A 21,964-nucleotide genomic window follows, 5' to 3' on the forward strand; every position below is an offset into this window, starting at 1 on the left:
CATCAAGCAGCGCAAGCGCCGACCCGCAAGCGGTCGTAGGCCTGCATTTCTTCGGCATCGAGCGGGATGATGTAGGGCTCGACGGCTTTCTTGAAACTGGTCATCTGGCCGTCATCGCCCTTCTTCAGATGGCAATGGCAGAACCACTCGCTGTCGTTACGTTGCGGGTGATCGACGCGATAGTGGTACAGGCCCCAACGGCTTTCGGCGCGGAATAGCGAGGCGCGGGCGGCCATTTCGGCGCAGTCGCGGATCACGCTGGTTTCCATCGCGCGCATCAGTTCGTGGGCGTTGTTGGCCTTCATCTGCTCGAGATCGCGTTCGATGTCGCTGAAGCGTTGCAGGCCGATCTGCATTTTCTTGGTCACTTTCGGCGGTTGCAGGTAGTCGTTAACGAAGCGCCGCAGTTTGTATTCGACCTGCGCCGGCGGCAGACCGTGTTCGCGATCCAGCGGCGCGTAGACCCGGGCCTTTTCCTTCTCGATCTGCTCGGCATCCAGTGCAGAAAACTCCCGTCCGGCGACAAAATCGGCAGCGTTGTGCCCGGCAAACCAGCCGTAAGTAAACGCGCCGAGCATGTAGTTGTGCGGCACGGCGGCCATGTCGCCCGCCGAGTACAAGCCTTTCACCGAGGTTTCCGCGCGCTCGTTGACCCACACGCCGGACGCCGAGTGGCCGCTGCAAAAGCCGATTTCGGAGATGTGCATTTCGACCATTTGCGTGCGGTAGTCGGTGCCACGATTGGCGTGGAACTGGCCACGGCTCGGGCGTTCGTTGCTGTGCAGGATCTCCTCGATGTTCTGGATGGTTTCTTCGGCCAGGTGATCGAGTTTGAGGAACACCGGGCCGTTGCCGCTTTCCAGCTCCTGGTGAAACTCCCACATCATCTGCCCGCTCCAGTAGTCGCACTCGATGAAGCGTTCGCCCTTGTTGTTGGCGGTGTAGCCACCCAACGGGCCGGTGACGTAGGCGCAGGCCGGGCCGTTGTAATCCTTGATCAGCGGGTTGATCTGGAAGCACTCGAGGTTCGCCAGTTCGGCGCCGGCGTGATAGGCCATCGCGTAGCCGTCGCCGGCGTTGGTCGGGTTTTCGTAGGTGCCCATCAGGTAGCCCGACGACGGTAGACCGAGACGCCCGGCAGCACCGCAGGCGAGAATCACCGCTTTGGCCTTGATCACGTGGAAATCAGCGGTGCGGCAATCGAAACCCATCACGCCATTGACGGTGCCCTCCTCGTCGGTCAGCAACCGCGTGCAGACGAGGCGATTGGTGATGCTCACCCGTGCGCGTTTCAACTGCCGGTAGAGGACTTTTTTGATGTCGTGCCCTTCCGGCATCGGCAGCACGTAAGCGCCCATGTGGTGGACTTTTTTCACCGCGTAATCGCCGGTTTCGTCCTTCTCGAACTTCACCCCCCAGCGATCAAGCTGTTCGATGGTTTCGAAGCTGTGCGTCGCGTAGGCATACACGGCGGCCTGATTGACGATGCCGTCGTTGGCGATGGTGATTTCCTTGGTGTACTGCTCCGGCGTCGAGTGGCCGGGGATGATCGCGTTGTTCAGACCGTCCATGCCCATGCTGATCGCGCCGCTGCGTTTGACGTTGGCCTTGTCGACCAGCAACACGCGCAAATCGCGATTCTTTTCCTTGGCCTTGATCGCCGCCATCGGGCCTGCGGTGCCACCGCCGATGACGACGATGTCGTATTCCTGTTCGAGAACGTTGCGGGTCATGCCTGCTCCCCTTTTTGCCGGTCGATCCGCAGGCGGTACTGGAACGCATCGCCACGGTAGTAAAGGTGTTCGAAGTCCAGCGGCTGGCCCTGTGCGTCGTGGGTCAGGCGCTCGATGCGCATGATCGGCGAGCCAGCCTCGACGTTCAGCGCCTGGGTCAAGTCGCTGTCGGCGAGCACCGCGTCGATGGCCAGATCGGCATGGCCGAGGGCAATGCCGCAGTCGTTTTCGAGGATCAGGAAGATGTCGCGGGTGACCAGATCGGCCTTCTCCAGGCGCTCGCCGACGGCTTTGGGCAGGTAGGTGATTTCCAGCGAGATCGGCTCGCGATTGATCAGGCGCACGCGTTTGATCTGCGCGACGATCTCGCCTTCGGCTACCTGCAAGCGCTCGGCGACACGCTTGTCGGCAGGGATGAATTTGAAGCTGCGCAGGCGGTTGATCACCTCGTAGCCACGGCCGGTCATGGACTCGGCGAGGCCTTGCAGGCTGCTGACGTTTTGAAAGGTTTTCGGCTTGGCGACGAAGGTGCCTTTGCCGTGGATCTTGAAGATCAGCCCTTCTTTTTGCAGATCGCCGAGCGCTTGGCGCACGGTGATGCGGCTGACTTTGAACAATGCACCGAGTTCGCTTTCGGAGGGCATCTGGCTGTCTTGCGGGTATTCGCCGTCAAGAATGCGCGCACGGAGGACATCGCGCAGCTGGGTGTGCAGAGGAACGCTACTGAGAGAAAGAACGTTATCGGTCATCATGGGATCACTTGTTATAACGAGTTATGACGTGATCTTAGAGTTGTTATGACAAGGTTGAGAAATACCGAATGGGCATAACCTTAGATGCTTAACACGATCGCTTTCTGTAGGAGTGAGCCTGCTCGCGATAACGGTGTATCAGATACGAATCCGGTGTCTGACACTCCGCTATCGCGAGCAGGCTCACTCCTACAGGGGAATTGTGTGCTAGTAGCGTTTGAGGATCTGATCCATGACCCAGTCGGTTTTCAGGGCCTGTTCGGCAACGGCGGGATGTTGTGAACCACCACGAATGTGCGCATTCATGCCCAGCACGTGATGCCACTGAATATGTTCGTGATGCGGGATTTCCAGGCTGATGATTTCATCGGCATGCAATTGCACGGGATGCTCATCAAACACCGAAAAACTGATTCGCCCACGGCTGCCGATGATCTCGACCCGATCCTCGCGCCGATCCGCGACAAAGCTCCAGCAACCCATGCCCAGCGCCCCGCAGGCGAACCGCCAACTGGCGCTGACGGCATCTTCGGCGGCATACAACCCGGCCTGACGCGCGGTGAATCCGGCCACTTCGACAATGTCGCCAAGCAGATACTGGAACAGGTCAAAACCATGACTGGCCAGATCGGCGAAGTACCCGCCGCCAGCCACTGCCGGGTCAGTGCGCCAGTTGTCGCGACCGTCCAGATCCGTCGGTGAAGGTGCTTTGGTCAACGTCCAGCTCAGATGCCGAACCTCACCGATGCGCCCCTCCGCCAACCATTGCCGCACCTGCGCAAAACGCGGCAATGAACGGCGGTAATAGGACACGAACAGATGCAAACCGGCCTCGGCAAATGCCTGCTGCATCTCGCGACTTTGCCCGGCACTCAGCGCCATGGGTTTTTCCACGCAGCAATGTTTGCCGGCGGCAGCGACTTTCAGGCTATAGGCGTGGTGGCTGTCGGGGGGCGTGGCGATGTACACCGCGTCGACCTCGGGATCGTTGATCAGCGCATCGACGTCGGTGTAGACCCGCGCGATGCCGTGGCGCGCGGCGTAGTCAGTCACCGCCTCAAGCCGTCGGCCCATCACCGCCACCAGCGCCGAACCGGGCGCCTTGTAGAAGGCCGGCCCGCTCTTGCGCTCGGCGACGCTGCCACAACCGATCATGCCCCAGCGCACCACGTCCATGTCTGTTCCTTTAGCCGATGCGCAAGGCGCGCAGGTCGAGGTGGCCGTCCTTCAGCGGCGGGCACCAGTAGTAGCCGCCAGTGATCGGTCGGCTGATGCGATACAAACCGTCGGTGATGCCGTCTTCCAGACCGCTCATGCGCCGCAATTGCGCTTCGAAAGCATCCAGCGAGAAACCAAAGGCAAGGAACATCAGGCCGGCGCGATCACCTTCTATCCACGGCATCGAGCGGCGCACGACGAACGCTTCCGGGGCGAAGCTTTCCTGCGCGGTGCGTTTGACGTGGGCGGAAACTGGCGCGTCGTCGATCTCTTCGTTATCGCTGAGGCGCCGGCCCATGATGTTGTCTTTGTCATCGGCGGAAAGTTTGTGGAAACCCTTGAGGTCGTGCTGCCACTGCTGGATCGCGGCGAAACTGCCGCCGACCATGCCGTCGGTGCCTGCACTTTGCAGGGCGGCAGCGATGGCGGCTTCGTCGTGCGGGTTTTCCGTGCCGTCTTCGTAACCGGTGAGGTCGTGGCCGTCCTTGTGGCGGAAGGCTTCCTGCATTTCGACCAGGCGCAGGGCCGGCGCCAGTGCGGCTTCGATAGCATTGCAGCGATTGAGCAATTCACCACGGTCGACGCCGTGCAGCCAGACCCACAGCGCGTGTTGGGTCGACGGGTTTTCGACGCCGACGCCGGTCAGCGCCGGGAAGCTGCGCAGGCCGTCGATCTGTACGTCGAGGGCCTTGGCCAGGGATTCGCCGAAACCGACCACTGCCGACTTGCCGTCCACCTGATTCATCAGGTTGTCGATCGCCTGCGGCAGTGCTGCTACCGACTCGAGGGCGAAAAACAGGTGGCGTGCTTGCGCAGGAACGGGGGTGGCGAGAATGCCCGGCTGGTAGTAACTCATGTGAACTCCTTGGAAAAGTGCGCGGAGTTTACCTGTGGCCGGAGGTTTTGTGTGGGTTTGGATGGCGCCAAAAGCCCCTCACCCTAGCCCTCTCCCGGGGGGAGAGGGAACTGATTCGGGGATATTAAAGATCTACACCGACTTGAACGTGCATCGGTGAATCCATAATTTCGGGTCGGTGCATGACTCAAGACACCTCGGTCAGCCTCAATCTCTCAAGTCCATAATCGACACAATCTTTCAGGTCGATGTAACTCGCAAGACACTGCGGTCGGCTCCCTCTCCCTCTGGGAGAGGGCTGGGGTGAGGGTTGGCGTCATTACGCCAGGCGCTGGGGCTCAACCCCGTCCACCGTTTGAACGCCCGGCGAAAACTGCGCACATCGCTGTAGCCGACTTCTTCAGTGATCCGCTCGATCGGCATATCAGGATTGGCCAGCAAACTCATCGTCCGCGCCTGGCGCACCTGCTCCAGCAACGCCTCAAACGTCAGCGCATGCTCGGTCAAGCGCCGACGCAACGTGCGACTGCTCATGTTCAAATCACCGGCAATCTTTTCGATATGGCTGCCGCGACTCAGATCCCGCGCAATCGCCCGCTCCACCGCCTGAATCAGATCAAGCTTCTGATGCACCTGCGCCGCTTCCAGCTCCAGCAAGGCGACGGCCTGACGCAGCGCCAGCGAATGATGATTGGGCAGGTTGACGTCCAGCCATTGCACATCGATCAGCATGCGATTGTGCAAGCAACCAAAACGCACCTCCGGTCCCAGCAGACGATGGTATTCGCTGAGGTAATCCGGCGCGGCGTGCACAAACTCGACGGCAATCGGCTTGAAATCAGCGCCCGCCAAGGCTCGGCCGTACACCAGCAAACTGGCGAAAAACTCTTCCACCGCGAACACCTGAACATCGGCAAACGGCAAGCGACATTCAGCATCGAGATGCACCTGAGCGCCGACCACATCGACACTGGACACCACAATCCCGCCCGAGGTGTGCTGATGACGAATCCCGAGGGCAAAGGCATCGCGCAAAGTCTTGCACAGCGACAACACATGCCCAAGCAAACCCAGCGTACCCAGCACGTTCTGCGCGCCGACCCACAGCCCCAAACCTTGATTGGGCAGCACTTTGAGTGCGCGTTGAATCATTGCCACGGCCTGGCGATAGGAAATTCGCTGCGCCGGGTCTTGCAGATCTTCAAGGGTGAAGCCCAGGCCACGGCACAGGCTTTCAGGGTCGACGCCCTTGTTCTGCGCGACTTCGGCGAGGGTTTGCAGGAGGAACGGCGAGACCAGCGCCAGTTCGAAAGTCGGGTCTTGGACTTTTACATTCATGGGGATGACATTCCGGATCACGCTTGATTGTTATTTTTGTAACCGGTTATGTCGATGGAAGTTAGCACAGGGTTTGCCAGCTGTCCGCAGAAGTCCCCTCAATGTCCGCCAATACCCTGCCCTGCCGGGCGCCAAGCGCTTATTTCTAGAGTGCCGGGCGTACTGCGTGCCGGCGTTGCGCCCAAAACACAATAATAATGAGGACGGATATGCACCCGAACCGCGCGACATTCCCCCTGCGCCTGGCCCTTTGCTTGCTGGGCGGCGCCGTGACCCTACCGGCGTTGGCGACCGAAGCCGGCGTCGACAACATCGGCACCGGCACCGACGGTTTCTTCATGTTGCCGCTGGAAGTCGACAGCCTTCCGGAAAACATGGTCGCGTTCAACCTCTACTACAACCATTACAAGGCGACCAAACTCAACATCAGCTCGTTCGGCGGCAAGGTGCCCAACGTCGAAATCGAATCCACTGCGGTGATTCCGCGCCTCGACTATCTGAGCCCCGTGCGGATCTTCGGCGGGCGCCTGGCCGGCTACATCGCCCAGCCGTGGCTGAAACAGGAAGTCTCGGTATTCGGCTTGAGCGACACCCGCGAAGGCATGGGCGATACCACCATTGCGCCGATCATTCTGTGGGACATGGGCAAGAACCTGACGCTCGGCGCGGCCATTGAAGTCACCGTGCCGACCGGCGAATACAGCGTCGATCGGCTGGCCAACACCAGCAACAATTTCTACACCTACAAACCGTTGTTCTCCTTCACCTGGCTGCCGACCGACAAGACCGAAGTGTCGATGAAGACCACCTACAGCTTCAACGAGAAGAACAAGGACACCGACTACAAGTCCGGGCAGATCTTCCACTTCGATTATTCGGCCAGCTACAAGATCACTGATGATTTGATGCTCGGCCTCAACGGCTACTACCTCAAGCAGACCACCGACGACAAACAGTTCGGCCATACCGTGCAGTTTGCCGGGCAGGACGTCGATGACGGCGTGCGTGGCGAAGTGTTCGCCATCGGCCCGGCGCTGCATTTCACCTTTCTCAAATACGCCAGCGCGGAGATTCGCTGGGCCAAGGAATTTGATGTGGAGAACCGGCCAGAGGGTGAAATGTTGTGGGCGAAGGTGAGTATCCCCTATGCGTTCTGAGTGCATTTGTAGGACAGCGCACTTTGACTTGTAGCCTGAAAACCTGACAAACGCATGAGTGGAATATGCCTACAGCGGCGGTCGAGATTACCGGACAACAGGAGGAAACGTCTGGCAGATTTAAAGGGGGCGCTTGCAGATACTGGGCTACGTTATCCCATGGTTCTTCAAGGGCTCATGGGGTGCATCGTCAGCCAGTGACGACAACGGGCCGTTCCCCCTTAGACTGCTTGACATTGATCACGGAGGTCATATGAGCATATTGCTTTCCCCGTTTTATTCTGAGTTCGAATCCGAAGAAGAGGCCGAGAGCTACGATCGCTGGTTTCGTGCCAAGGTGCAGGCTGCACTGGATGATCCTCGCCCAGGCATTCCCCATGAGGAAGCCATGGTGCGGCTCGACCAATTATTAGAAGAGAAACGCAAGAATCGACGCGCTGCCGCTTGAATGGAGCGATCAAGCTCTGGACGATCTGGCTGACATTATCGATTACATTGAACAATACAATTCCAACGCTTCAGCGGCTCTGCAGCGCAAGGTGGGTGCAGCAACGCAAAGGCTTTCATCAATTCTCTATGGTTACAGATCCGGTCGGGTACCGGGCACTCGGGAAATGGTGGTCAATCCAAACTATCTACTGGTCTATCGAGTGAACGGGCACATCAGAATACTGACGTTAGTCCACACTCGACAACAATACCCACTAATCTCATCAACATAAAAAAAGGGCGACCAACCGGCCGCCCAAACGTACTGCACGAGAGTCTTTTACAACGTCAGTTGCCCGCGCTCCTCCTCGGTCAACTGCTGTTTCGCCTGCTCATCCAGCGCCCCTGCCCCCAGCACCTGCACCGGGCTGTTCGGGTTGTAGCCCGGCGCCGGGGCACGGCTTGCACCATCGCGAGACGGCGCAAGTTGTTCGTTGCCGAAGCTCAGCACCTGCACGGTAAACACCGACGCCTGGTTCTGCCGCGCAGCTGCTTGCTGCTGACGGGCGACGTCTTCCGCCGCTTGCGTGGCCGAGGATGCAGCGGAACTGGCTGATGTGATCGCGCCGGTGTTCACTGCCGACACCACCGGTACACCCGACGCCTTGCCCTGCACCGAAATGTTGGCGGCGTTGACCACCGTCAGTGCGGCAATGTTGACTTTGCCCGACACACGAATCCCCGCCTCGCCGGCATCGATGGTGCCGAGCGGCGCGATCAGGTCGATGTCACCCGGCGCCACTTCGGCGATCGGGTTGAGCGTGGCGATACCGGCGCCGGTGCTCGGTACCGATGGCGACAGCGTTACGTTGCCCCAGGTGTCGTAAACACGTTTCGGCGGGGTGTAGACCACCGTGGTTTTCGAGCCGCGACCGGCGTTGATGTCGCCCTCGGCCGACCAGCCGAGAATCGAGCCGCCGAAGGTAGTCATGATCCGGCTCTGCCCCAGCAGAATGCTGCCCTGCGAATAGAGCTGAATGTTGCCCGAGCCTTGGGTGATGATCCCCGCCGTCGACGGTGGCGCGGCGCCTTCGATGCCGAACACCTGACCGCCGCCCGGCGTGAGCATCTGGATGTCGCCGCCGAACAGGGTCTTGACCCCAGCGCCGCCGTACAGCGTGATATCGCCGTCGTAGCGGATCGGATTGCCCGCCACATCAGTAGTCGGGAACAACGCGGCGATAGCGTTGCGACCACGCAGATAACTGCCTTGGCGTGGGCCGTCGACATCGTTGTATTCCAGACCGCCGGCACGCAGTTCAGCGAAGTACACCTGACGCGCGAAGATTGCCTGTTCGGCGCTCGGTATCGCGGCGTAGAACGCTTGTGCCTGTTCGGCATTGCCGCTGAAGCCATAGCCGAGGGTCAGCCAGCTCTGCAACTCGTCCAGGTAGGTCTTGACCACTTTGCCTGGCTGGCCGTTGAGAGAGGCCTGCGGATCAGCGAGGTTCTGCGGGTTCAGGTAACGCGCGATGAACCGTGAGTAATCCAGCCCTTGCGCGCCTGTGCCCGCCTGCAGCACAACACTGGCGCCAGGCCGCTGATCCCCGGCCACCAACGAACCCAGGCTGGTGATACTGGCGCGGTTCTCCATGAGGATGTTGCGCCCGGCGTTAATGTCCAGCGTGCCTGGGCCGGCAATATCGAAGCTGCTGTAAAGAATGTCGCGTCCGGCCGACACCCGCGATACATCTCGCGGGTCGTTATGAACGAACAGGTTGCCGGTCGAGGTGATGCCTTCCCGACCCACGCCCATCTCATCGGGCCGCACGGCTGTCGGTTGGCCCAGGTTGGTCCCGGATGCCACGATGTCACGTCCGGCAACCATCCAGACCGGGCCTGCGGCTTCGTACCAAGTGCGTTTCGAGTTATCGAATCTCAACGTCTCACCACTGCGTATCCCCACCAGATCGCCGGTCAAGGCATAAAACCTTGCGGGTCCCTGCACGTCATTCAATCCGGAATAGCTGTTGGGACCAAAAGCGAACAACGGATAACGCGAATTGGCGTCAGGCTTAACACCGTCGCTGGCGTAGTTGCTGTTGAGGGGCTTCTGGACCCTACTGCTGGAGAAGGCTTGGAATGCCGGTTTGAAAGGCGTTGCAATGGCCAGTGGGCTAGCGCCGGATTGATTGATCGCATAGCCACCGGCATAGATGGAATCGCCGGCCAACAGTTCGAGTTGTCCGGCTGTCGAAGGTGCCAACAACAGTGAATACGCGGTAGTCGGCGCTGCGTTGCCCTCGCCGTATGCCGCCGATGGACCGGCATAAATCGACCCCTGAGCCGCCACAGCCCGAAGAATCGACGGATAGACAAAGCGCCCATCGGTGGGCGAGGTATTGGCGCCGCTCACAGGGTCGAGACGCCCATCGACCTCCGCCAATTGAGTACTCGGCGTAAGATTGCCACCGGCAGAAAACAGATCGATGGCGGTGTGATCGGTCCAGAGCGAGAAGCCGCTCAGGATGCCCCCGATACCCATATTGCCGCTGCTATCGAGCAGTGGCGAGGCGTTGAACAGACGCACCCGACCTGGATCGGCCGCACCGCCCAGCACCAGGTCGCCACGAGTACTCAGGCTCATGCCCGAGTCACCAGGAATCAGCACCAGACCACCGGACGCGTTGCTGGTGGTCGAGGTGAAAGGATCCAGCGGTCGGGTTTCACGGACATCATGCGACTGTGAAATGGCACCGTATTGCAGGTTGATGCCGCCCAGTGCCCCGCCCGTCAATTGCGCCGCCCCGCGCAAATTGATCAGCGCGCCTTGCAGGTCGTGCCTCGGCGCCCTCGTCCCATTGTCTCCGGCCCGCGCTTGCAGCGATGGGTTCAGCGCGCCGCCGATGCGAATGTCCATATCGCCGCCGCCGGTCATCTGCACGCTGCCATCGCTGGCGATACGACCTGTGCTGCCCACGGCAACGATAAGCCCTTGGCTGCGCGGATAATTGATGGCATCGCCCAACGGTTTGAGCATACCGGCGTCACCTCCGGCACGCAGGCTGATATTACCGCCGCCCAAGGTGCCGAAACCGGTAAAGCCCATCAGATACGGTTCGGTATTGCCGTCGGCTGTCATCAACTGAGTGGCGTAACTGCCGAAGTTGATCCACCAGGCGGTGGGCACATCCGGATTGCCTGTGCCTTGGCGCCACAGCCAGTTACCCACTGACGCGCTGGCAATCTGCTCACGGAAACCGCCACCCGACGATAGCGCCTTCTTGCCTACTGAATCGGCGGAAACCGAGCCCCCGGCGTTGATCGTCAGGTTGCCGCCCAACTGCGGATACCAGGCTTGATACAAGCTGTCCGCGCCACCGTTGACCCATTTCTCATAGTCGACACCCGCCGTGCCCAGCACCGAATCGCTGTCCGAGAGATGCCCGCGTTTCTGGTTATAGAGCGGGTCAACGCTGGCTGACTGAGTGCCTGCGGTATACACGCCGAACGGCGAGTCCATGCTCAGATTGCCGGCGGCGATCAGGTCGAGATCGCCAGTGCCGGTGCGTAATACGCTGAACATCTGCGTATGGGCATTGGCGGATTTCCCCGGATTGTTGCCGATGCACAGATCAGGTTGTACTTCACAGATAATCTGGAAGTCTTCCGGGACCGGCTCATAATCGGCTCCCATTCCGCTGCCTGGTGCCCAGACCCAGCGCGCCATGGGTGCGCAACTACCCACCTGTACATCGCAAAGGGGAAGATACTCATCTGGCACAGGCTCAAACTCGGCAAAACCAAACGGGTTGTCAGCAGTCCAGACCAGTTTCCCCGCAGACGTTGTCACTTTCACCCCGTAGTGAGTATCCGCCAGGTGCAGATTGCCCTCAGTGGTCAGCGGCCGCACCGCCCGACTGTCAGCGGCGCCAAGATCTGCACCCGCCACCACGCGCATCGACCACGACGCACTGCCCGACGGCAACATGCTCGCCACTGCCCAGTTCTTGCCTTGCTGGTCGCCGGTAAACGGACGCAGTTCGATCAATGAAGTGCCGTCGGCCAGTTTCACGTCGGTCATGGAAGGAATCAGCGATCCGCGCAGCAATGCCAGCGAACCACTCAGCCTGACCCCGGAAACGCTTTGCAGGTCGGCGTTGTAAACCCCCGGCAACGGCACGCCTTTGGGCCAGTTCATGGCTTGCAGGCTGGTCGCCTTGTTCAGACGGATACCGGCACCCAAACGGCTGTTCGCCGGCACCGTCACACTGTCACTGAACAACGTCCCGGTCGCATACAGCAAGCTGCCGCTGGCATCATGGATAGCCCCGGCCAACACGGTGCCGGCGCTAAAGGTATACGCCTCAGCCAACACCGCCTGAGTCGGCAGCAACGTGCCGCTGGCCAACACCGCGCCCTGAATTGTCACGTCGTAATTGAGCGTGGCGCCGATCGGGAACTGTGTCCCCTCAGCCAGCGAAACACCGCTGCCCGGCACGATCAGATCAGCGCCGAACGGCTGCACACCGGCAATCAATTTCCAGCCGGCATCATCCTGAGTTTCCGGCGGCGGCGCGAAACCGTCGTTGATGCTGCCGTAAATATCGAGGTTGCCACCCGCGCGGATCACCAGGTTGCCGGCCTCACCGGAACCGTACACCGCCGGGTTCAAGCGCGTGTGCGGATTGAGGCTGGCATAGCGATAACCGGACAAGTCCAGATCGCCCTCCACCACCAGGTCGCCGTCGGCGGTTTTGCTGGCGATTTCCACGCCCGGACGCAAATGGAATGCATCGGCGTAGGCAGCGTTGTTCAGACCGGCGAGTTTGCGTTGCAGCAGATCGTTGTTGCCCAGCGCCGCATTGATGAAGGTGTTGCTGTCGCCATGGATGCTATCAAGCATGGCCTGATCGATGACTTGATACGGTCGGCCACTGACCGCTTGATCGACGCCATCGCGGGCATCGGTGTAGCGGCGTGTAGCGTTGAGGCCAATGGAGCGAGCGCCCTGAATGGTCAACGCACCGCTGGCGTCGATGGCGATGTCATTGCTGCCCAGACGCGGCGCGTTCAATTCCAGGGTGCCGCGCAGCATTCCGTCGTGTTGACCGGCGAGGAAACCGGGCAGCGCATCGGTGCCGTGACGCAGGTCGATGCGCGCGCCGGATGCCAGCGTGAGCACGCCCTCGCCGGAATTGAGCTCCACCGTGGCGCGGTTCGGCGCATCGATGATCTTGCCGTAGCTGTCGACGCGCAAGACTCGACCGTGGGCGTCGAGCACGCTGTTGCCGGCCAGCGTCATACCGTTTTTCGCCGCCAGACGAATGTTGCCGACGCGCTCGCCACTGGCGTCGATCAGACCGGCCACCGTCAGGCTGCCGTTGTCCACCGAGACATTGATGTCACCGGCCTTGAGGCCATCGCCGATCACAAGATTGCCTTGCTTGAGCTGCAAACTGCGGCTGCCGAACACCTGCCCGGCGTTCAGGCGTTGATTGAGCGCGGCGAACTGCGCCGTGGCATCCCCGCCGAGGTTTTGCGCGCGGATGTCCACGCTCCCGGCCTTGTACGGCACCAGCGTGCCGCCGGCATCGTAATAACCGCTGCTGCCGCCGAGGATTTCACCCTGCAAATCGACTGTCCCGGCAGCGTCGCCCAGCGCGGTGGCCGTGAGGTTGCCGGCCTGATGATTCTTCGCCGACAGATCAATCCGCGAGCCCGCCGCCTGCCGGATATCGCCGTTGGCGCTGTACAGCGACACGTCGCCGCCCCAACTGTACTTGTTCACATCGTTGAACGGCAACGTACGCCCGGCCATGTCCAGCACCGCAGCATTGCCGAGGGTCAAATCGCCTTCGGACTTGACCGTCAGCTTGCCGCTGGCCAGGGCGATACGGCTATCGAGCACGATGTTGCGAGCCTCAAGGTTCAACTCGGCACCCAGCGCGTCCGCCACCCCGGCAGCCCCGCCACCGCTGAGCGTCAGATTGTTGCCAGCCTTGAGCACACTGACCGACGCCGCTTCACCGGTAAGCAACGGCGTACGCAGATTCAGGTTGCCGCCGCTGTAGCGGTAACCCTTGACCGGGTCGTAAGTGCCCTGCTCCTGATACACCGCGAGGCTGCCCTTGTGGTTGGCGGTGATGCGGTCGCTGGCGGTCAGGTTGACGTTGGCAAAACCCAGCGCCAGACGATTGTTCTGATCCAGGCCGCTCGCTTGCGGCATCGAGTCGTAACCCAACTCGATACGTTGCGCCTGAATGTCCAGCGTGCCGCTGCCCGTACCGGCGCCAGCGGTGATCACGCCGCCAGGGCTTTGCGTGGCGCCGTTCCAGATCAAATTGGCAGTGCGGATGCTCGCCACATCACTGGCGTCGCCCCAGCCATAAATCGCCGGGGTGACCAGCAGCAGATTCTGCAGTTTACTCTGGCCGGTCTGGGGATCGAGAGTGTCGAGGCTCACGCTGCCGTAGAAATTGAAGGCATCGCGAGTGGTCAGGCTCAGGGTTTCCAGCGCCGGTGCGCCGTACTGCGTATCGCCACGCAGCAGTCGATTGAGCACGTTCTGGTTGAGCATCAACCCCGCCGGTACGCGACTGCCTGCCGCTGTCAGTGCTTCGGCGCTGCCGGCATTGACCGAGCCGACCGAAAGCGCCAGGTGGCGCGTGCCGAAACGCACCGCTTCGTCGAGTTCGAATTGATTATCCGTGGCGGCCGTCAGACTGCCGTCCGAATAAAGGATCGCCGGGTTGCTGCACACAGTCGTGGTGCAGACACCGATGCGGATGCTGCCACCGCCGGAAATGCCGCTGGCCGCTTTCGGCGCCAGAACATGGGTCCAGCCGTTGGAAGCGAGCAACAGACTGGATTGGTCAGGCTGATAGAAATAGCCGGCCGTTGAGTCGTAGGCCACATCGCCGCGTCCCAGTGTATTGATCCCGGCCCCCGCCTCGACCGTGATGCCACCAAGGGTCGACGTGGTGCGCAACAAGACTTCCGGCGCCGACAGGATCGCCCCTTCACGCAGAACAATGTCTTTGCTGGTGCCAAGGAATCCGATGATGTTGGCCGAGTTGCCGTACATGACATTCGGCATCGCTCCGATGCTCAGGCGTCCGGCGTTGAGGTTGTTGAGCGTGTCCGCGTAGACCGAGACGCCATCGAAGTCAGCGGTTGGCGCATGCCCTGCACCAAGGATTTCAAAGTTCGCGCCGGCATTGCCCCCGCGCAATACGGCGGTGCCGGTAAAGCCACCCTCGGCGGCCTTGAACAGCGCCTGCCCGTTGAACTGCAAAGCAATGTCTTGTTCGCCACCGGCGTTCAGACGCAAGTCCAGCGTCTTGCCGTCCATGGGTGCCAGCGCACGCGGCACGCCCCGTCGCGCGGCATCGCTGTAGATGAACTGGGTCAAGCTGGTTTCGTTGTATTGCGAGTAGCGGCGCAACACATCGGCAGACGTCAGGATCACTTGACTGGCGAGGCTGTCACGCAAAGCGGTATTGGCAATCGACATCTGCCCGCTGCTGGTCCAGGAACCGTTGCGCAGTTGTAGCGCAGGCGTCGTCCCGCTCGGCGTCGCCTGAGCATTCACTTCAACGCGGAACGCCCCCGGCAACAGGGCAAAGCTGGAGGGCAACAAGGTATAGGTGCCGGCTGCCAGACCGGGTACGCCGGCGCCAAGGGTGATCTGCTGGCCGACCCGCGGATCTACCGCAGCGGCCTCTGCCACCACCGGCGCATACACGCTCTGATTGCCCGGCACGATGGCGTACACCGGATTGCTCGCAAGCCCTGGCAAGCTGAAGGTGCCGTCAGCGGCATTGCGCACCAACGGATTGAGACGGGCATCGGTGGAGCCGCCGCGCCCTGAAACGAAACCGGCGCCGCGAAGATCACCGCCACCGGACAGATCAAGAGTCGCACCGCCCTGTACATCGATGTATTGCGAGTTGACAACCACGCCATTGGTTTGGCCAGTGATGCCATTCAAGATGACCGACTTGTCGTTGTAGCGATAGTCGATGCCGTCGGTGGTGCCACCGTAAGGCATGACCAGCCCGGCGGCGCTGACCGACGTCATGCTGCCCGGCAACAGGCGCACCTCACGTGTGGCGGTCAGAACATCGTCACCCAGGGTAATCAGGCCCAACGGTGCACGGATCACCCCGCCCTGCTCGATGGTGCCTGCGGTCAGGCTCAAACTGCCGAATACAGAATAAGGCACCGCCGCAGGTGCCGCGCCGCGACCGCTGATCCGCAGGGTGTGTTCGTTCGCCCGGTCGGCGCCCTGATAGCCGGCGCGGACATCAGCCTGCACGCCCGTGGCGGGGTAGATTTGCGCCGCACCGAGATTCAAGTCTCCCGGGGTCCACAGGCGGGTTTTTTCGGCACGGTCATTGGGCGCGAGGAAACGCAGGTCACCGCTGCTGTCGAGCGACACCAGGCCGAATGCCCGGCGGCTGTATGCAACGGCAGGTCCTTGCTGTTGCAAGATCGCACCCTGCGTACCGAACGACAGTCCGTTGCCCACATCCAGCAGATTCGCCGAGGCATTGAACGTGGCCTGCGACAATCGGTTCGTGGGATTGAGGGTCACCCGTGGCCGCGTCATGGTGGGCGCTTCAAAGTAAGTACCGACACCGGACAGGCGCAGGTACGGCGCGCGCAAATCGATACGTGCCGCATCAGTGGAATTTTCTGCCAGCGAGAGCGCCCCGGCATACAGATTGAGGCTCTGATTCATGTGCAAATTGACGTCACCGTCAAACGACAGCAAGCCGTTGCTCAGCAGACTCAGGTTGTCGAAACCGCCGGCCATCAACTCATCCGCACTCAGGCGCGTCTGCCCGTAGCGCAAACTATCGTCGCCATTGCCCGGCCGCAGGTTGGCGGACAGCTTCTGGTCCCCAGAGCCTTGGCCGATAATGATTTCCCTCGGCGCGCGCACCGCATTGCCTGCCGAATCCAAGTACAACGGGACCTCAAGCGCCAGCTCCAGACGCCCACCGGCAGCGCCGACACCTCCGGCCGCCGCACGCAAGCTGCCCTCCATGAACAAGCCGTTGTAGGAGCTCAGGCTGATGCGCCCGCCATCGGTTGCAACGCGGGTCGGCCCCTGATCGGCGATATCGAGAACAGCTTCGGTGCCGGACGCATCGATTCGAGCCCCTTGACGAACGATGACATAGGCATCGGCCGCTGTGGCCGTCGCCAGTTTCGGGTCAATTTCGCCACCAATGATGATGCTGCCGCCCTTGCCGACCTGACCGTACGTGCGCCCCAGAACATCAATGGCCGTATTGGCGCGTCCGGCGACATCCAGTACGGCCTGCTCGCCGATCCAGATCGAACGGTTGTGCGCAGTCGAATCCGCCACTTGATTGGAGGTGCCCGGGTTGATCGCGCCAAACTGTTGCTGACGAATATCAATCGTCCCGCCCCAGGCATTCAGTTCACCTTCGACCGTTATCTGCCCTGCCCCTCGCAGCTTGATGCTCTGCCCCGGATCGACACTGACGCGCGAACCGCGGCCCAGGGTCAACGGGCTGTTGGCGGCATCAATCAAGCCGATCAGGCTGGCGCCGCCCTGCAGCGTCAGGCTGGCGCCGGCGCGCTGGGTCAGCAGGCCCTTGGTCGGATTTTCCTGGAACAGCGTCGGCGTCCACAACTCAAGCGCCGTTTGCGGATCGACACCACTGACCTGATTCGGCGCGGCATCACCGAATCGGAACACCGGCAGGGTGACGTCAATCGCGGTGTCTTCGGCAACATCCAGCCCGCTCAGGCCGATCAGGTTGTAGGCGGAAAACCCCTTGCTGAACAGATCGCCGGACAGTTGCAGGGTGTTGTCGGTCAATGCCTGGTCGGTCTGGCCAACGAGGATCTTGTTGGCCTGCACCGTCAGCGTGCCGCCGCCCGTAACGCCGTAGCCACGCAACTCACCCGCAAGGTCGAGATGGGTTTTACCGGGCGCCGAAATCGCACTGGATTCCAGCGTCAAGTCGCCGCCCTTGCCACCCCGGGTCTTGCCGTTGGCCAGCACAGCGCCGCCGGAGGACACATCGAGCAGACTGCCCGCGCCGATATCGATATCGCCACTGCTGCGGACCGATACCAGGCCGCCATTCAAGTACGCGAGGTTCGCGCCATCGTCCGGGTTTGTGCGCAAATTGCTCCACACGCCACGCGTATCGAGTCGTACACCGTCGGCCACATTGACCTGCGTCGCCTTGTCGGCCTTGGCCGTGAGCCGAGTGTCGGCGATATCGCTGGAGAGGAATTGATTGAGCACGTTGCCCAGGCGCAGGCTACCGCCACGCGCAGTCAGGTCAGCGCCGATCTGCACATCCGGGGCATACAGGGTGATGTCGCCACCGTTATCGACCGTCAGTGCGCCGTCGACGACGACCTGATCCTTAGCCGCCACTTTGAGCGCACCGAGGCGCAAGCCATTGAGTTGATCGTTATCGAGAAACAACTTGCCCTTGCGTGCATCGGACACCGCCCCGGCCAGGTCCAGATCACTGCCGGCAAGCGGACGTTCGCTGCCCATTTGAACCTGGTCCAGCGTCGGATTGAGCGTATACAACAAGCCACTCGCCGCCGCGACGTAGGTCGGGTCGTAACTGCCGACGATCAATTGCGCTCGCCGCGCCAGTGCTGTCTGACTTTGTTCATAGCCGTCGAGCACCGGTTTCGGCGCCTGATTCTGCCGTTCGCCCTGATACACCTCGCCGATCATTTGCCCGTCGAGTACCGCATTGGCAGTGGCGATCACCAGTTGCCCGGCGTCGCGGCCGACGGTGTAACCCGACTCGAACCGTGAGCGCGGCGCGATCAGCGGGTTGTAGAAGTAACTGGTCTGGCCCCAGCGTTCGCTGCTGTCCTCATAGCCTTTGTACAACCCGGTGTAGAGCAGATCGCCCGGCGCGCGCGAGACTTCGTAAAGTTTGCCATCGGCCCCCCGCAGCCAGCTCTGACGAATCTGGCCGCTCTGCACATCCAGCGTGCCGCCAGACAGATTGATCAGCGACCCCTTCTCGGTGACCACGTCGTTACCGGCGAAACTCACCGTACCGCCCTGGGCCATCCATTCGCCGATGCTGTGGCCTTGGGTGCCGAGGTAGCCGCCCACTTCGAGCAAGCCACCCGCCGTGTACCAGCGATCCGTGGCATAGCCGTTGGTGCCGGCCGGCACGTAGACCAATTCGCGGACATCGACCCAGACGTCGTTGCTGTTGAGCGCGCCCTTCTCGCGGTTGATCGACGCGTCGCGCTGTTCGTTGCCCTGCACGTTGATCTTGATGTTGTTGTTTTCCATCGCGACCTTGACGCCGAGGGCGCCGGACACATCGATCATCGCGCCATCACGGACCACACTGCGTCGTTGCGCACTGACCGCGACCTGGCCGCCGGTCGCCAAGGTAATCGAGCCGTTCTGGAACTCGACGCTGCCGCCGCTCTGGATCTCGATGCGCGATTGATCGCCACGGATGCGGTTGTTGGCGTTGACGCCGGTCAGCGCGGCGTCGCGTTGACTGTCGAGCGCCGTGAGGTCGCTGCTGTCGAGCATGATTGCCGTGGCGCTGCCCTGCCCCAGCGTGACGCTGCCGGTGCTGTCAGTGCTCGGGTTGAGCAAATGAATCGTGCCGCGCGTGGACACCGAAGTGCTGGCGAGCAAAACACCGTTCTGCACCACTTCATGACCGGCCAGGGTGATGTCGCCGGTGGCGGACTGAATCAGCCCGTTGTTGGTGACTTTGCCGGCAACGGCCCCGGCCTTGAAGCCCGGCGTGACCTCACTGCCAAACGTCGTCGAAAAGGTATTACCCTCAGTGCCCGAGCCTTTGCGAATGTAAAAGCGATCACCAGCAGCCAACACCGCCTGCCCTTTGGCGGTACTGATGCTGCCGTCGTTCTGCACTTCGTTGCCCAGCAGTAACGCATAGCCACCGGCATCGGTGGACACCGCCGGTTTGTGCGTCTCGATGGACGCGCCGCGCTCCACCAACACCTTGCCAGCCGCGTCGGTGAACGTCGGCTGAGTGCCGGTGCTGTCGAAATACAGCCCACGGTCGCGGAACTGGATATCGGTGATATTGGCCGCCGCCGCCACCAGGTTGCGCACGTTGACCTGGCTGCTGCCGCTGAAAACGATGCCGTTGCGGTTGACCAGCATCACCGTGCCAGCGCCCTTGATCTGCCCCTGAATCTGACTGGCCCGTGCACTCGGGTCGTTGACCCGGTTGAGCACCGCCCAGTTCGCTTGCTGAGCGAATTCGACCGTGGTGTTGCGCCCGACGTTGAAGGTTTCCCAGTTGAGGATCGCCTTGTCGGCGGTCTGCTCGATCTTCACCGTGGTCTTGCCATCGGCCTGAGTCTGTTGCGGGCCCTTGGCGTTCTGCCAACCCTGGGCGAGGCTGTTATCGACTTTCAAACCGCCCTCACCCAGACCGTCCGGCACAAACTGCACCGTGCCCAAGGCGGCAGCACGCCCGGCCGCCTGCGCCGCTTGTTGTGCGGCAATCGCGGCAACGGTGTTGTTCAAGGTCTGGATCGAACGCTGCAATTGCTGATTGGCTTTTTGTTGTTGAGCCAGCGGTGGCGTCATGCCCGGCAAACCGCCCATGCTCGGCCGTGCCGCCGCGGCTTGCTGCGCTGCGCCCTTGGCAGCAAACCAGCTCGAACTGAACGCCGTCTGCGCCTGCGCACTGCCCGCCACCAGACACAACGCCACGGCGTGCGCCAACGGCTTGAGCAGCCACAGCGTCGGCTCCACAGCTTCACGCCTGGAGGACAGAACACGGGTACGACGACGGGATGGGCGAGCGAGCATCACTACGAGATCCTTTTTTGATTGCCACACTTGGGTGGCCAAAGCTGCCGCAGGCCTGCAAAAACCTGCTGTTACGACATAGGCCGTTGGCGAGGGCCGCGACCGAACGGATGTCACACAAACTTCATGTTCGAGGAGTAGTCGGGCAAAAAAAATGACGGCAACCCGAAGGTTGCCGTCATTTGTGTTACGGCAGTCTGAGCTTAAGGACGACCGATAGCGTTGCAGACGCTGGCGTTGTTGATGTCCAGGTTGTTGCCCGACGAGTTGGTGATGAAGTTGGCGGTTACAGCGGTTTTCCAGGCGGTAGGCACAGCGACGAATTTGTGAGCCTGAGTCGCGGCGTTATTGCCCGGGTTGCTGTAGTGGGTGGTCAGGAACGCTTTAACGTCAGCGGCCACGGCTGCATCCTTGTAGCACTGGCCGAAGATGAAGTTGGTGTAAGCAGCCAGTTTGTAACCGGAAGTCGGGTTAGGCACCACTGGCGACCAGTTGGCAGGGTTTGCGGCCTGGGCTGCAGTCGAAGGCGCGGACGCCGACAATAGTGCCAGCGTGACGTTGGCCGACGTTGGCTGAACGCCGTTTACGCGAGCAACGACAGCGTTGCTGGTAGCGTCGACACCGTCCGGACCGACATAACCGATGGAGCCATCAACCGCGTTAACGGCAGTGGCAACATCAGAAGTGTTGGCAACGCCGACCCAGCCAGTAGGCAGAGCGCCGCCACCGACGCGAGCGGCAGTGAAGGTCGAGTTGGTCACGAACTGACTCGAGCAAACCGAGTTCAGGTGACGGGTGAGGATTTCCGTAGTACCGCTGGAAACGTTGCGATAAACCACGCGGATCGGGGTGGTGTCAGCCGTGCCCAGCAGAGCGCCCCAAGTGGTTTTAGCGCCGGAGAAAGCATCGCACAGCTGAGCGCTGGTCAGGTTCAGAGCAGTCTGGCCGGCCTTTTTGTACGGGATGGCAACCGAAGTGGCCACCGAAGGCAGTTGGATCAGCGGGCCGTACGAACCACCGAATTCGGTGGTGTAGGTGCTGAGTTCCGAAGCGCTGAGGATCGAGTCGCTACCGGCGAAGTGCACGGTGCCGGTAGTGCCGAAGCCCGCCGGGTTGTTCTTCAGGAAAGCAGTCTTGCCACCGCCGCTACCGATGGCGGCGTAGCTGAAGTTGGCTGGCAGGATGCTGTCGGCAGAACCTTTGTACAGAGACGCTGGCAGGGTTGCACCACCACCGGTAACGGCCATGGCTTGAGCGGAAGCCAGAGCGGCGACGGTCAGAGAGGCGGCGATCAGAGTGCGCTTGAACATGAAGAATCTCCTTTTCAACTGGTTTGTGAACACAGGCTTTCGGGGTTGCTTGCATGACACTGGGAAGACTCACCGGGCCCTCGCTGGCGTTGGCCGTGGTGAAGTCGCACTGAGAAATTCGCAGGTTCCGGTGACAGATAAAGGAAAAAACCTCGGGAGCTGCGAGGTGTTTCTGAAGGGATTTTCTCGGGTGTTTGCGCTGGCCGGCGGCGCGTCTGGATTGGGGGTTTGGCGGAATCGGGCTGGAGCCGTTGGCGGGTGGTTGCAAATGACAGAAAGGAGAACCCGAGGATGGTTCTTTTGAGGGTCGGGTGATGCTGAAGCCCTGGAAAA

10 protein-coding genes are annotated in these 21,964 nt (G+C 61.3%); 3 read left to right on the forward strand and 7 right to left on the reverse strand.

Annotated elements, in window-relative coordinates:
• Positions 1-2: 2 nt before the first annotated feature.
• From QOL84_RS07035 to QOL84_RS07055, 5 genes are all read right to left on the reverse strand, one after another.
• A complete protein-coding gene (locus tag QOL84_RS07035) occupies positions 3-1,733 on the reverse strand; it encodes a fumarate reductase/succinate dehydrogenase flavoprotein subunit (protein ID WP_129393104.1) in 1,731 nt (576 codons plus the stop codon).
• Complete coding sequence (locus QOL84_RS07040; RefSeq protein WP_016774450.1) at positions 1,730-2,482, reverse strand: GntR family transcriptional regulator; 753 nt, start codon at positions 2,480-2,482, stop codon at positions 1,730-1,732. The genes QOL84_RS07035 and QOL84_RS07040 overlap by 4 nt, the downstream gene beginning before the upstream one ends.
• Before the next feature lie 210 nt (positions 2,483-2,692).
• Entirely contained in the window at positions 2,693-3,661 is a 969-nt protein-coding gene (locus QOL84_RS07045; RefSeq protein WP_283436703.1) for a Gfo/Idh/MocA family protein, read from the reverse strand.
• A gap of 10 nt (positions 3,662-3,671) precedes the next feature.
• Positions 3,672-4,559: a Dyp-type peroxidase gene (locus QOL84_RS07050; protein ID WP_283436704.1), complete on the reverse strand. Its 888-nt coding sequence runs from the start codon at positions 4,557-4,559 to the stop codon at positions 3,672-3,674.
• A gap of 240 nt (positions 4,560-4,799) precedes the next feature.
• Positions 4,800-5,897, reverse strand: coding sequence for an AraC family transcriptional regulator (locus QOL84_RS07055; protein ID WP_283436705.1), 1,098 nt, complete (start codon positions 5,895-5,897; stop codon positions 4,800-4,802).
• 209 nt (positions 5,898-6,106) lie between these two features.
• On the opposite strand from QOL84_RS07055, the gene QOL84_RS07060 reads away from it, so the two are divergent.
• The 3 genes from QOL84_RS07060 to QOL84_RS07070 all read left to right on the forward strand — a co-directional run bounded on the left by QOL84_RS07060 (position 6,107) and on the right by QOL84_RS07070 (position 7,776).
• Positions 6,107-7,054 carry a SphA family protein gene (locus tag QOL84_RS07060; protein WP_283436706.1) on the forward strand — a complete coding sequence of 316 codons (948 nt, stop codon included), beginning with the start codon at positions 6,107-6,109 and terminating at the stop codon, positions 7,052-7,054.
• 253 nt (positions 7,055-7,307) lie between these two features.
• Positions 7,308-7,502 carry a type II toxin-antitoxin system RelB family antitoxin gene (gene relB, locus QOL84_RS07065; protein ID WP_128614194.1) on the forward strand — a complete coding sequence of 65 codons (195 nt, stop codon included), beginning with the start codon at positions 7,308-7,310 and terminating at the stop codon, positions 7,500-7,502.
• 46 nt (positions 7,503-7,548) lie between these two features.
• On the forward strand, positions 7,549-7,776 hold the full coding sequence (locus QOL84_RS07070; RefSeq protein WP_283438636.1) for a type II toxin-antitoxin system RelE/ParE family toxin: 228 nt from the start codon (positions 7,549-7,551) through the stop codon (positions 7,774-7,776).
• A 47-nt stretch (positions 7,777-7,823) separates the two neighbouring features.
• On the opposite strand, the gene QOL84_RS07075 is transcribed toward QOL84_RS07070, so the two are convergent.
• Complete coding sequence (locus QOL84_RS07075) at positions 7,824-20,321, reverse strand: filamentous haemagglutinin family protein (protein WP_283436707.1); 12,498 nt, start codon at positions 20,319-20,321, stop codon at positions 7,824-7,826.
• 203 nt (positions 20,322-20,524) lie between these two features.
• Positions 20,525-21,631 carry a substrate-binding domain-containing protein gene (locus QOL84_RS07080; protein ID WP_283436708.1) on the reverse strand — a complete coding sequence of 369 codons (1,107 nt, stop codon included), beginning with the start codon at positions 21,629-21,631 and terminating at the stop codon, positions 20,525-20,527.
• Positions 21,632-21,964 lie beyond the last annotated feature (333 nt).

This window comes from Pseudomonas helmanticensis, from assembly GCF_900182985.1.
GTDB lineage: Bacteria > Pseudomonadota > Gammaproteobacteria > Pseudomonadales > Pseudomonadaceae > Aquipseudomonas > Aquipseudomonas helmanticensis.

What these genes read in the sequence shown, in the direction of transcription:
- QOL84_RS07035 (WP_129393104.1), bottom strand. Translation starts at nt 1,733, where the DNA reads ATGACCCGCAACGTTCTCGAACAGGAATACGACATCGTCGTCATCGGC.
- QOL84_RS07040 (WP_016774450.1), bottom strand. Translation starts at nt 2,482, where the DNA reads ATGACCGATAACGTTCTTTCTCTCAGTAGCGTTCCTCTGCACACCCAG.
- QOL84_RS07045 (WP_283436703.1), bottom strand. Translation starts at nt 3,661, where the DNA reads ATGGACGTGGTGCGCTGGGGCATGATCGGTTGTGGCAGCGTCGCCGAG.
- QOL84_RS07050 (WP_283436704.1), bottom strand. Translation starts at nt 4,559, where the DNA reads ATGAGTTACTACCAGCCGGGCATTCTCGCCACCCCCGTTCCTGCGCAA.
- QOL84_RS07055 (WP_283436705.1), bottom strand. Translation starts at nt 5,897, where the DNA reads ATGAATGTAAAAGTCCAAGACCCGACTTTCGAACTGGCGCTGGTCTCG.
- QOL84_RS07060 (WP_283436706.1), top strand. Translation starts at nt 6,107, where the DNA reads ATGCACCCGAACCGCGCGACATTCCCCCTGCGCCTGGCCCTTTGCTTG.
- relB (WP_128614194.1), top strand. Translation starts at nt 7,308, where the DNA reads ATGAGCATATTGCTTTCCCCGTTTTATTCTGAGTTCGAATCCGAAGAA.
- QOL84_RS07075 (WP_283436707.1), bottom strand. Translation starts at nt 20,321, where the DNA reads ATGCTCGCTCGCCCATCCCGTCGTCGTACCCGTGTTCTGTCCTCCAGG.
- QOL84_RS07080 (WP_283436708.1), bottom strand. Translation starts at nt 21,631, where the DNA reads ATGTTCAAGCGCACTCTGATCGCCGCCTCTCTGACCGTCGCCGCTCTG.